This window comes from Paenibacillus oralis, from assembly GCF_003863965.1.
Taxonomy (GTDB): Bacteria; Bacillota; Bacilli; order Paenibacillales; family Paenibacillaceae; genus Fontibacillus; species Fontibacillus oralis.
In genome coordinates this window covers 7,547,178-7,560,064 of record NZ_RRCN01000001.1, presented here as the reverse complement: position 1 = coordinate 7,560,064, position 12,887 = coordinate 7,547,178, and the positions used below count along the sequence as shown (strand labels likewise).

Here is a 12,887-nt window from a genome sequence, read left to right as displayed (position 1 = left end):
GGATGGTCTTAAATCCCTTCTTCTCGTAAACGACAATATAAGAGGTTGGCCATCAATTCCGGAATTATACTACAACGTCTCTAGCTAATCGAACGAAGCGTTGAATTAAATCCATACGTGACGAGTTACGCCACGCGAGTGCCATGTCGATCTTAAGTATTGCGCTTGATATTTCCCGATATACCACATCCCGCGCCTGCAGCGTACGGGCAGTTGTTGGTACAACACTAATGCCCATGCCTGCTGAGACCAACCCGATTGCGGTTTGATACTCTTTCGCTTCCTGCTTAACATCAGGTCTGAAACCGGCTGAGTTGCAGATATTAATGAAATCGGAATAAAGGCGCGGAAAAATTTCTTTCGAGATCAGAACGAATGACTCATTTTTGAGATCAGCAGGATAAATGCTTTCAGCCTTCGCTAGCGGATGCGATCCGGGGAGCGCTAAGACGCAGTCCAAGGTCTGTATAATCTCACTGGACAATAAAGGATTGTTGATGGGTGGACGCAAAAGTCCCACATCGATTTCTTGGTGTATGAGTGCTTCAATTTGTTCAGGCGTTGACATTTCTTTTAGTTCTACTTCAACTTCCGGATATTTATTTCTATAGACCGGTAACATTGCAGGAAGAATGTCATAAATAGCCGACCCTACAAACCCGATATTCAAACGCCCCACTTCTCCCCGATGTACCTTTTGAGCGGCGTCTACTATGGCCTCAATTTCCTCAAAAACAGTGTATACTCCTCTCAAAAAAACTTTACCGGCATTCGTGAGCTGAACAGAACGTTTCGTTCGATGAAATAACTGTGCGCTCAACTCTTCTTCCAACTCTTTGATTTGATGACTCAGTGGTGACTGCGTCATTTGCAGCCGGGATGCTGCCCTACCGAAATGTAGCTCTTCCGCCACTGCAACAAAATATCTAAGATGTCTTAGTTCCACTTAGATCCCTCCACAATCTTGCGATTTAGTTGTAATAAATCTTAGTATATAAAGTTTTTAGTGTTTTACAACTTTATTGAATTAGAGTTACGATAATTACAATTTTAAGGATAGTGCCGAATAATGCTGAAGCCGCATAGCATTCGATGATCATCATTAAAGCGGGAATACCAGGAGGGGTTCACACATGAAAGTTTCATTATTTATTACTTGTCTCGCAGATCTCTTTTATCCGGAAGTAGGAAAAGACGTGGTTGAAATTCTTGAGGATTTAGGTTGTGATGTTGATTTCCCAAAACAGCAAACCTGCTGTGGTCAGCCAGCTTATAACAGCGGCTATCATAAAGAAACCAAAACAGCAGCGAAACACATGATTGAAACCTTTGCTGGCGCTGAATATGTAGTAGCTCCATCAGGATCTTGCGTGATGATGGTTCACGAGTTTCCGCATCTTTTCACGAAAGGTGAGATGGAGTGGAAGCAGAAGGCGAAAGAACTTGCGAATAAAACGTATGAATTTACGCAATTCGTAGTTGAAGTATTGGGGAAAGTAGATTTGGGTGCAGAACTTCACAAGAAAGTAACCGTCCATACATCTTGCCATATGAATCGGTTAATGGGCATTAAGGAACCCCCTCAAAAGCTGTTAAAGCATGTAAAAGGATTAGAGGTCGTTCCTTTATCCCATAGCTATGATTGCTGCGGGTTTGGCGGTACCTTCTCCGTAAAAATGCCTGAGATCTCTGAACAAATGGTGGATGAAAAGGTAAAGCACATTACAGACACAGAGGCGGAACTATTAATCGGGATGGACTGCAGCTGTTTGATGAATATTAATGGTCGATTAAATCGCAAAGGAATTCCAATTGAAGTGAAACATATTGCTCAGGTTTTAAACTCAGGAAGAAAATAAGGGAGGGCTATAACCATGGGAATCAAGATCGGTGATGCACCGTTTCATAAAAGAACCGAAGAGGGGATTCAAGATTCCTTCATGCGCAACGCCGTTTCGAAAGCACAAGACGGGCTCAGAAGCAAAAAATTAAAAGCGTCGGAAAGCCTCGGGAATTGGGAACAATGGCGTTCGTTAGGTGAAGCCATTCGTCAGCATACGCTGGATAACCTCGACTATTATTTGTTTCAGCTAAGCGAAAACATTACGAAGCATGGCGGATCTGTATTTTTCGCAGAAACCGCTGAAGACGCTAGAGAATATGTAAAAGGTATTCTTACAAGGAAAAATGCTAAAAAAGTCGTGAAGTCCAAATCAATGGTCACCGAAGAAATCAGCTTAAACGAAGCGATGGAGCAAGTAGGCTGCGAGGTATTAGAGACAGACCTTGCAGAATTTATATTGCAAACAGCAGATAATGAACGCCCTTCTCACATTGTTGTCCCCTCTTTGCATAAAGATAAAGAAAGTATATGTAAATTATTCCAGGAAAAATTAGGTTATACTGGCACCTCTAACCCTGAAGAGCTCGCAAGGTTTGCACGTAAGCATCTGCGTGAGGATTTCTTTCAAGCTGATGTAGGAATTACAGGATGTAATTTTGCTGTAGCGGAATCAGGATCTATCTCTATTGTGGCCAATGAAGGCAATGCACGAATGGTTACTACTCTGCCTAAAACACTCGTGACTGTGATGGGGATGGAACGAATTGTTCCAACTTGGGAGGAACTTGATGTTCTGGTCACTCTTTTGTGCAGAAGTGCAGTTGGCCAAAAATTAACAAGTTATATAACAGGATTGACGGAACCTGGCGGAATGGACGGCCCCGAAGAGTTCCATTTGGTCATAGTGGATAATGGCCGCTCGAATATCTTAGGTACGGAGTTTCAAAGCGCGCTGCAATGCATTCGTTGCGCGGCTTGTATTAATGTCTGTCCAATCTATCGTCATATCGGCGGGCATGCCTACGGTTCGATCTATCCCGGCCCCATCGGAGCGGTATTAACGCCATTATTGGGCGGGTATGATGACTATCAAGATTTACCTTTTGCCTCAAGCCTTTGCGGTGCTTGTACGGAAGCGTGTCCCGTTAAAATCCCTTTACATGAACTCCTGATTAGACATCGACGCCGTATTGCTGAAGATGAAAACAGAGGCCCGCTGTCTTGGAAAATTGCCATGAAGGGATTTGAAAAAGTGGCTAACCATTCCGGATTGTTCTCTTTTGCAACGAAAACCGCACCATATGCGTTACAGCCTTTGACCAAAGACGGACGGATGATTGAGCACGGAATAGGTCCATTAAAAGCCTGGACTAATGTCAAGGATCTTCCGGTTCCGCCAAAACAATCGTTTCGGGAATGGTTCGAGAAGCGGAGAAAGGATGGAAAATAAATGGATATCCCCAATCGCGATCCTTTTTTAACTAAGCTTTCGGACAAGCTTGGCAGAAAACGTCCGGATACGGTTCATAAACCGAAGTGGGAGTTATCACCACAGTGGCGTGTTTTTGAGGGATTTACACAGGATCAACTGGTCTTGCAATTAGAGAAGCAATGTAAAGACATTCATACTGATGTCAAACGAACTACTACAAGTCAACTTGTTGATACCTTGCACGCCGTAATTCAGGCTTGGAAAGCCAATTTTGTCATTTATGCTAATGATGAACGGTTTGACCAATTCGGAATTAACGAATATTTAAACAACATGTCTCAATGTCGAAAATGGGACTCGAGGGATAAGGAGGGATGTATCGCCTTTGCTAAAAATGCAGACATTGGGATTACTTTCAGTGACATCACACTTGCCGAATCTGGAACCATCGTGTTATTTAACGAAGGGATCAAAGGAAGACCCGTTAGTCTCTTGCCCGAATCGTATATTGCCTTGGTTCCCAAAAGTAGTATTGTGCCAAGACTGACACAAGCCGTGAAGACGATTCATGAACGGAATTTAAAAGGGGAGGAAATTCCGGCATGCGTGAATTTTATTTCCGGTCCTTCCAACAGTGCCGATATCGAAATGAACCTTGTTGTCGGGGTTCATGGGCCTGTAAGAACAACCTATATTGTTATAGATGATCAATAACCCATCAGACTGAGCGTTCATGTACTTGCCGGTGCCGCAACGACCGTCAGGTGCCATGAGCGCTTGTTCAATTTGCTGGCAGATTTTCTCCACAGATCCTCCACGGACTACCTCGATTTCATTCCTCCTTAGCAATAATTCTTAAAGGTATACCCATAACCAGAGCCAAGGGAAGCCTGCGGTTTCGGGATGCGCGGTCGCTCTGCCTTTACCGGACTCGACAGTTCTTCGCGGATACGAGGCCTCATGTTCGAAAGCCCTGCCGAATGGCATTCTTGGTTTGTCGTGCTTGTTATCGTTGTTTCCTTTTGCCGACTTGAGGTAATGGCATGGCTAACGCTTCTGCTTATTGATGATTTTCCGGCAAATCGCTCACCCAGAACTTTCCTCAGATAATTTCCGATAATTTTAAGATACTCCTGCTAAAATGTTCTGGTAAGTTAATAAAGAGCCCACATAAAGGGGAGAACATCATGTACACCATATATCTGGTCGAGGACGAGATCAGTTTGAATCAGCTAATCAGCTCCTACCTACGGCAAGAAGGCTGGGATGTCGTCTCATTCACGGACGGCGAAGAAGCCAGGGCTGCGATTGCGCGAGAGCCTCATCTTTGGATACTCGATATCATGCTGCCAGGGGTGGACGGCTATCAACTGATTCGCGAAATCAAGAAAGAAAATGAGGCGATCCCGGTCATCTTCATCTCCGCGCGGGATGCCGATCTGGACCGGATCGTCGGTCTGGAGCTGGGCAGCGATGACTATTTGGCCAAACCATTCCAGACTCGCGAACTGATCATTCGCGTCCGCAAGCTGTTCGAGCGCGTTTATGGAAAGACAAAGGAAGCCGACCTTGCTGCTTCGCCTCCCGCGCCGGTGGTAGTATCGCCTTATACGATCGACGGACACGCCCGGACAGTAAAGCGGGGGGCGGATCAGGAAGTGGAGCTCACTTCCAAGGAATTCGATCTTCTGATGCACTTTGTTTCGCATGCCGGGCAGGTGGTACAGCGCGAACACATTCTGAATGAAGTGTGGGGCGAAGACTACTTCGGTACGGACCGCGTGGTGGACGACCTCATCTGGCGATTGCGCAAAAAAATGCCGGAACTGCGATTGGAAACGGTATACGGTTTCGGCTACAGGCTGGTGAAAAGATGAAACATTGGCCGATGGCGGTAAAAATCTGGGTCGTCTTCGCGTCGTTGCTGCTATGCCTGTTCTTGGTCGTCGCCCTTATTCTTCCCTACTTACTGAAAAGCTTTTTTACCGGGCAAATTTTCGGGATGATACGAGATTCGCAGCAGTATTTCGCCGATTTTCGGATTGTAACGGATACGGAAGGGAGGGTGTTCCATATCACGGGAGACGACAATCTAACGATCTCGGCTACTCCCATTCGCCCCTTGTCCTCGGTAAATTTAGCACCGAAACAGGATGGTAACGCAGGCGGGGAGGCTACACCGAAACAGGACGGTAACGCAGGCGGGGAGAGTAGCTCGAAGACGTCGCCTGTAACAGGTTTCACGAGAGGCCCGAATATCGGCCATCTGGTGTTGGCGGACGGCGAGACGGCCTTTTTGAGCAAAAATCCGGATCTCCCTGAAGCGTTCCTTAAACGCCTTGAGCGGGAAGCCGCCGGGCAAGTCCGGGAAGTGGAGACACACTCGGCCAACGTCGAGGGCGACACCCTGTTGTACGTCATCTTCAAAATCGGCAAAGGCAGTTCCAATGCGCTGATTTCCTACGCGTGGGCCAACTATCGCAATGAGATGGTCGGGACGATGTTCTGCAATTTGCTTCTGCTCCTGATCGCGCTCATGCTGCTCAGTTCGCTTCCCTGCATCTGGCTTGCCCGCTATTTGTCCAGGCCGCTCGACGTGATAGAGCGGCAGGTGAAACGGATGTCGGAAGGCAATTGGCACGAGCCGTTCGAGTCGACGCGAAGAGACGAGATCGGCAGGCTGTCCCGGGCTTTCGACGGGATGCGCCGGCGTCTCCTGCGACAGGATGAGGCACAGCAATCGTTGCTGCAGCACATCTCCCACGAATTGAAAACGCCGGTGATGATTATTCGCAACTATGCCCAGTCGATCGTCGACGGCATTTACCCGAGAGGCTCGCTGGCGGGCAGTGTGGACACCATCCTGCAGGAAACGGACCGGCTCATGGAGCGGGTGTACGAATTGCTGTCGCTAAGCAGGCTCCAATACGTTTCTTCACGCGAGGTTCCGAATCAGTGGTTTGACGTCGGCGACGTGCTGCAGGACGCGGTGGAGCGGCTGCGCTTCCGCCGGCCGGAGCTGCGCTGGGACGTCGAATCGCCGCCTTGGCGCATCCACGGCAATGCCGACCAATGGAAGGTCGTGTTCGAGAACCTGCTCGACAACCAAATCCGCTACGCCAATCAACAGATCTCGATCGTGCCGGTTTCCGCGGACGATTCCCGGACGCGTGCGATTGAAATCCGCAACGACGGACCGCAGGTGAAGGCCTCTCTCCTCGACCGCCTGTTTGATTTGTATCGTACCGGTGCCGACGGCCGGTTCGGTCTGGGCCTTGCGATCGTCCGGCAAATATTGAACGGCTGCGGGGCGCAGATCGAAGTGTTCAACGAAGAAACCGGCGTCGTCTTCCGTCTGACGCTTCCCAAGGAGGACAAGGATGATGAGAACCGCGTTCGCGAATAACATCGGTCGCCGGCTCGCGCGGTTCCGAAAATCGGATGGGGCCAGCGCCATCTGGCTTCTGGCTCCGAGTCTGGCCGGCTTCTGCCTTTTTTTTATCCTGCCGTTCGGCGTCGCCTTCTATTATTCGATGGTGGATACGCCTGTCGGCGGTTCCTTCGTGGGACTTCACAATTATGCGATGCTGCTCGACAACGCTTCCTTCCGGCGGGCACTTTGGAACTCGCTGCGGTTCACCGCGCTGTGCGTTCCGCTCAACATGATGCTGGCGCTGGCGCTGGCAACCTGGCTGCACGGCGGAGCCTACGGCCGCCGCTGGTTCCGCATCGCGTTCGTCACGCCGCTGGTCATCCCCGTTGCTTCCGTTGTGTTCGTCTGGCAAATGTTCTTCGATCTGAACGGCGTTCTGAATGGCTGGCTCCAGTCCTGGGGCTGGACGCCGACGGACTGGATGGGCAGCAGCTCAGCGCTAGGGGTCACGGTTGTCGTCTATTTGTGGAAAAACGTCGGTTATAACATGTTGCTGTTTCTGGCCGGCCTGCAGAACATCCCGGTCGACTATTACGAAGCGGCGCGAATCGACGGCGCGGGAAGATGGCGGCAGTGGCGCTCGATTACCCTGGTATATTTGATGCCGACAAGTTTTTTCGTTCTGGTTATGTCGATCGTCAATTCGTTTAAAGTGTTCCGGGAGACGTACATCCTTGCAGGCGCGTATCCGGACCCGAGCATGTATACGCTGCAACATTTTATGAACAACATGTTCCAGCAACTTGATTATCAGAAGATGACGGCAGCAGCTTTTCTGCTCGCAGCCGGTATTTCGTTGCTCGTGCTTATCCTGTTTATTGCGGAAGACCGTTTCAACCGTTCATTATAAGACAGCGGGAAGAACATCCAAATGCAAAGGAGGTGATGCAAATGGGGGTGGCTCGGAGTTTTGATCGGTTGCGCCGCAACATTGGCGGCGGGTTATACAAAGGACTGCTCACCGTTCTGCTGCTCATATGGACTGTACCTTTCGTGTTCCCGATAATCGTGACCGTGACCCATGCATTTATGTCCGAGAAAGAATTGGCGAGGGAATTGACGCCGATCTCGGGAGATTCGTCAAGCATGGCCGGGCGGATGACCGAGGGTAATGAATTCGTTCAACTGAGCTGGATCCCACTGCAGGCGACATTGAATGCGTTCTATGATACCCTTGTCGGCCAACCGCAATATTTGCTGCTGTTCTGGAATTCCGTGAAGCTGACCGTGCCGATCGTCGCCGGACAACTCGTCGTCGCCTCTATGGCTGGCTACGCGTTTTCGCAGCTTCGGTTCCGCCTGCGCAAGCCGTTGTTCTTCGTCTATATTACGGTGATGATGATGCCGCTGCAGGTCACACTTGTTCCAAATTTTATCATGGTCAAGCGGCTTGGTTTGTTCAACAGCGATTGGTCGATCATTCTGCCCGGCATCTTCGGCGCCTTCGGCGTGTTTCTGATGCGGCAATTTATGCAAGCCGTGCCTTATGCCTATATCGAAGCGGCGCGCATGGACGGGGCGGGTCACAAGACCATTATGATCCGGATCGTACTGCCGATGTGCAGGTCCGGTCTGGCTGCATTGGCAATTCTCACGTTTATCGATAACTGGAACCTGGTGGAGCAGCCCCTCGTTTTCTTGCAGGATGCATTCAGGCAGCCGTTGTCCGTCTATCTGACAGCCATTAACGAGAAAGATCGGGCCATCGCCTTTGCGGCGTCCGTGCTGTACATGATGCCGGCGATCCTCCTCATGATGTACGCGGAAAATGATCTGATCGAAGGGATACAAACATCAGGAATTAAAGGATAGAAGGTGAAAAGGATGGAAACAGCTGCTCCCTCAAAAGGGACGGCCGCGGCCGTCCCGCCGGGCCGCAGGACGGCGGGCCGCCTGCTGCTCGCATTTATCGCGACTTTACTGCTGCTCACACTGTTCTCAAATACTTTGCTGCAATATTCGTTGCCGCAGGTATCCGTAAAGATGCCTATTCAAGGAATGCTTCAGTACAAGAAGAACGGCTCGGGAACGATCAAGCCGGTCGAGACGTTCGAGCTGAGGACGGAGGCGGAGTGGCCGATAAAAGAGCTTAAGGTAAAAGTCGGCGATTCGGTCCGCAAAAACCAACCGCTGTTAGAGCTGGATACCGAGGAGGCGCGGAACACCCTTGACACCGAGGAGCTTAGTTACCAGCAACTAAAAATCAACCTTGAAAAGCTGCAACTCGACTATAAACAGGCTGTCTATAACGGCGACGAGCAGCAGCAGGACTCCCTTGCGCTCGATTTAGAGAGCGCAAGGCTATCGCTGGAGGCGCAGAAGCTCAAGGTAAACCGGCTGCGGGAGAAAATTTCGCGCGGGTCGGTCATGACTTCATCAGCGGACGGCGTGGTAACGGAACTGAACGTATCGGTAGGCGGAGTGGTGCCGGCGGGGACGCCGGCGGTCAAGGTGGCGTCGCTCGCGGGCGGGTTCCTGTTCCACGCGGTCTTGTCGGAAGAAGAGACGGAGCTTCTCCGGGTCGGGGATGCGCTCTCGATCACCGTGCCGGAACTGGACGACGCCTCTTTGCAGGGGAAGATCCAGTCGATTCAAACGCCGGCGCCCGAATCGCCGGGCGGGAAGGAAGAGAATCCGCCCGCGAGCGGACAGAAAGAAGTGACGGCGACGGTCAGCGACAAGCGGCTCCGGGGAGGTGAATCCGCTACGTTCGAATGGGTCCGCAAGACCCAGCAGAAGAAGGAGAACATGCTCCTTCCGCTCAGCGCGATTCGCGAAAGCGAAGATGACGGCACGTTCGTTTATTTGCTGGAGGAACGAAAAGGCGCGCTAGGCACCGAATACTACCTCCGGACATCCAAGGTGACAGTCAAGGACACCGACGACAAAAACGCGCTGATCGGAGACGGCGTCGCATGGGGCGAGCAGGTGGTCGTCTCGGGGGATTCGTCGTTGAAAGATGGAAAAAGGGTGCGTGTGGACGATGCAACGCCGGAGGGGGGCTAACGGATATGAGGGAGAAACGCTGGGCGACGGTTCTGGTTCTGGCCGGCATCCTGCTCATGTGCTTCGGCAGCGGCTTCTCCGAAGCGGCGAATCAGGCTTGGCGGGAGTCGGGCGGCTCGGTCGGTCCGGATCGATGGACCATATACGCCCTGCCCGATTCCGGCGGCGCGAACGGCGATTCAGGTTTCACCCTTCAGCAGGCGGAAAGACTGGACGAGAAGTGGCAGGGCGAGGTTGCTTATGCTGCCGGAATACCGGATGATATCCCTCTGAAGGCAAGGTTTCAAGCACGGACCGGGCGAATTGCCGGAATCGGCGGCGCGTTCAGCGATTTCACCACGTTGCGCTTGCGCGAGGGCAGGCTGTTCCACCAAGAATCTGCTAACGGCAATAGTTGGGAAATTGTGCTAAGCGACGCTTTTGCGGAGAAACTGTTCGGCTCGGCGAATGCGGTTGGGCTGGAAGTTCGGCTGCTTGACAAGATGTTTCGGGTCGTCGGCGTCTACCGCTCGGATGACGATCTGCTTCGATGGACCACCGGCGGCGCGCTGCCGGATGCGCTCGTGCCGATCGGCGCGCTGGCGGAACTCCAGCCGCAGCTTCGGGTACAGGCCATCGAATTGCAAGCCGCCGGCGAAGGGGACGCCGGCAGAGAGCAGGCGGTGAGGAGCGCTTTGACGGAAAGTGGCTTTGCCACTTCCAACTATTCGCTGCGAAGCGGAGTCCGGGAATGGGCGCTGAACGCGCAGCTGCCGCGGCTGATTCCTTTTGCGGCGGGGGTGATGGCCATCGGCTCCTGTATCGCCCGCATGCGCCGGTTGATCCAAGCCGCCATCCCCCGTCTCCGCGTGGGCCTAGAGCCGCTTCCGGCGGCGATTCCGGAACAATCCGACAGGCGTCGCCGCGTCCTGCTGGGAATGGCGGCGGCGTTCGCCGCCAGCGGAGCCGCAGCGGTGATGATGTGGCTGCTCATCCGCTATCCCTTCTATGTGCCGCGGGAGCTGGTACCGGAACGATGGATCGATCTCGGTTTCTATCAGAGCAAGCTGATGACGTTATGGAATGAGCATCCCGTTCTATCCCAAGCGGCGCTCTCCCCGTTCGACCGAACGGGAGAACAACTGGGCCGCTTGATCGGCGGCCTGTCCGCCGCAGGTTTGCTGGCCGGTCTGCCGCTCTTGCGGATCGGACTCCGGCAATGGCGGCTGCTCGGGCTGACACCGTCCGCCGCTTTGATTCGGGTGTGCGGCGGGATGACGGGGGCTGTTTTCCTGACTGGACTCGCTTCCGCGGCATCCGGCATTCCGCAGGCGATGCGCCCGGGCCTGATCACGGCGCTGCTTGGGTGTTGCGCGATTTTCGCGACCAATATACACATGAAACGAAAGGACGATGAAGGAAATGAAGAAAATGAGCTTTAAACGTTCTGCTTGGAAAGCGTGGATGCTGGGGGCGTTGGCGTTGACACTGGCAGCCTGCAGCGCGTCAAACGGCGGCAGCGCCGAGAACGGAGGAAGTGGCGCACCCGGCGATGGCGGTTCCGCCTCGGGTGGGCAGAACGGACAAAAAGTTATCGCGGTGTCCGTCGTCGAATCCAACCGCTTTCTGGACCTGGCGAAACAGAAATTTGAAGCGGCCCATCCCGATATCCGCATTGAGATCAAACCGGCTTTCTCCACACCGCAATCGGAATCTGGCATGGCCAGGGCGACGGGCTTTTTCGATCCGAACACGCTTGAGAAATATGCGACGACGATCAACGCGGATCTCATGAACGGCACCGCCTCCGACTTGCTGGTGGTTGATCCGCTGCCGTATACGAAGTATGCGGACAAAAAACTGCTGGCCGATATGGGCGAGTTCATGAAAGACGACGACCGGTTCAGCCCGGACAACTATTATATGAACGTGTTTGACGCGTTGAAGTATGATGGCGGCCTGTACGGGATTCCTTACAGTGTCTCCATGATGGTGTGGATGGGCAATCAGGATCGGCTCGAGCCGCTGGGCATCCGTCCGGACCGCTGGACGTGGAAAGAATTCAAGGAGAAGATCGGCACACTGGCGCAGGACCCGAGCGGTTCTCCCTTGCAGTGGGAGGACCCGGGAGATTGGATCATCGAAAGGGTCGGCGCGGAACGGAACGCCTTCATCGACAGTGACAGCCAAACCGCCGAATTTGCCGGACAAAAGTTTATCGATTTGTTGGAGGAGACCAAATCGTTATATGACCAGAAATTTTTCTCGCAGCCGGATGTATCTATATCACTTTCCGGAGACAAAGCCGGTTCCGAATTGTCAGTATTTTTTCCTGTAAGGGTCGGTGATTTCGCCGCGGCCGCAATAGGCCATTTGCTCTTCGCCAACCCGGCGATTTACGAAGTTCCGTCTGAAAGCGGGGAGCAGGGAATGTCGTTTGATGCGCACACAATGCTGGCCATTAACAACAAGTCGCCGAACAAACAGGAAGCGTGGGAGTTCTTGAGCTTTCTGCTAACGGATGAAATGCAGTTTTCCCCGGAATTGGAAGGCCTGCCGGTTCTGAAAAAGGCGAGCGAGGCTCAGATGGAAGCAGCGAAGAATGCCAGCGTTGAAGGTAGCCCCAAAGCGACGCCCGAGGAGTTGAACAAGATTCATGAATTGCTGTCCCAAGTGAACCGGTTTGCCGGACTCGATCCGAAAATTGAAGCCATTCTGAAAGAGGAGACGAAGCCGTTCTTCACCGGACAGAAGACGGCGGAAACGGTCGCGAAGAGCATCCAAAACAAAGTTAACCTGTATTTGCAGGAATAGCTGCTTCGAGAGGAGTGTGGGAGGCGGGTGAGCCAACGATACTTGGCAACCCGGTGCCCGCCAGCCGTTCGTAACGGTTTCGTTCTTGACAGGCATTTCAGGGCCCCTGTACAAACCAAAATGTATTGATAATGCACATCCAATGCTGCCGATTATCGTTAGAACAATTTGAAGGTATAAGTATCTTCATGGCTCCTCTTGTATCAATTAATGGTCCCAAACAATCTGCATAATAGCAAGAATTAACATATAAAGGGATTCCGAAGCATTGACGAGAGAAAGAGATACTTGAAAAGAATCCCTTTAATACCGACAATATGGGGGAATAAATATTTTGGGTTAGTGATGCGAGAAAAGAACTAAAACAGACAAGATAAAGC

10 protein-coding genes and 1 pseudogene are annotated in these 12,887 nt (G+C 52.0%); 10 read left to right on the top strand and 1 reads right to left on the bottom strand.

Going from position 1 to position 12,887, the window contains the following annotated elements; genetic code table 11:
- Positions 1-64: 64 nt before the first annotated feature.
- Entirely contained in the window at positions 65-946 is an 882-nt protein-coding gene (locus tag EHV15_RS33540) for a LysR family transcriptional regulator (RefSeq protein ID WP_128635085.1), read from the bottom strand.
- A gap of 187 nt (positions 947-1,133) precedes the next feature.
- Between EHV15_RS33540 and EHV15_RS33535 the strand changes: the two genes are divergently transcribed.
- The 10 genes and pseudogenes from EHV15_RS33535 (at position 1,134) to EHV15_RS33490 (ending at position 12,507) form a co-directional block, all read left to right on the top strand.
- On the top strand, positions 1,134-1,859 hold the full coding sequence (locus tag EHV15_RS33535) for a (Fe-S)-binding protein (RefSeq protein ID WP_128635084.1): 726 nt from the start codon (positions 1,134-1,136) through the stop codon (positions 1,857-1,859).
- A gap of 15 nt (positions 1,860-1,874) precedes the next feature.
- Positions 1,875-3,328, top strand: a pseudogene (locus EHV15_RS33530) (LutB/LldF family L-lactate oxidation iron-sulfur protein).
- Complete coding sequence (locus EHV15_RS33525) at positions 3,294-3,989, top strand: LutC/YkgG family protein (protein WP_128635082.1); 696 nt, start codon at positions 3,294-3,296, stop codon at positions 3,987-3,989. The pseudogene EHV15_RS33530 and the gene EHV15_RS33525 overlap by 35 nt, the downstream one beginning before the upstream one ends.
- A gap of 470 nt (positions 3,990-4,459) precedes the next feature.
- A complete protein-coding gene (locus EHV15_RS33520) occupies positions 4,460-5,152 on the top strand; it encodes a response regulator transcription factor (RefSeq protein WP_178076096.1) in 693 nt (230 codons plus the stop codon).
- Positions 5,149-6,681 carry a HAMP domain-containing sensor histidine kinase gene (locus tag EHV15_RS33515; RefSeq protein ID WP_128635080.1) on the top strand — a complete coding sequence of 511 codons (1,533 nt, stop codon included), beginning with the start codon at positions 5,149-5,151 and terminating at the stop codon, positions 6,679-6,681. The genes EHV15_RS33520 and EHV15_RS33515 overlap by 4 nt, the downstream gene beginning before the upstream one ends.
- A complete protein-coding gene (locus EHV15_RS33510) occupies positions 6,656-7,558 on the top strand; it encodes a carbohydrate ABC transporter permease (RefSeq protein ID WP_246061872.1) in 903 nt (300 codons plus the stop codon). Before EHV15_RS33515 ends, EHV15_RS33510 begins: the two co-directional genes overlap by 26 nt.
- 41 nt (positions 7,559-7,599) lie before the next feature.
- Positions 7,600-8,520: a carbohydrate ABC transporter permease gene (locus EHV15_RS33505; protein WP_128635079.1), complete on the top strand. Its 921-nt coding sequence runs from the start codon at positions 7,600-7,602 to the stop codon at positions 8,518-8,520.
- A gap of 12 nt (positions 8,521-8,532) precedes the next feature.
- Entirely contained in the window at positions 8,533-9,714 is a 1,182-nt protein-coding gene (locus EHV15_RS33500) for an efflux RND transporter periplasmic adaptor subunit (RefSeq protein ID WP_128635078.1), read from the top strand.
- Positions 9,715-9,719: 5 nt separating this feature from the next.
- Positions 9,720-11,135: an ABC transporter permease gene (locus EHV15_RS33495; RefSeq protein WP_178076032.1), complete on the top strand. Its 1,416-nt coding sequence runs from the start codon at positions 9,720-9,722 to the stop codon at positions 11,133-11,135.
- A complete protein-coding gene (locus EHV15_RS33490) occupies positions 11,125-12,507 on the top strand; it encodes an ABC transporter substrate-binding protein (RefSeq protein WP_178076031.1) in 1,383 nt (460 codons plus the stop codon). The genes EHV15_RS33495 and EHV15_RS33490 overlap by 11 nt, the downstream gene beginning before the upstream one ends.
- Positions 12,508-12,887: the final 380 nt, after the last annotated feature.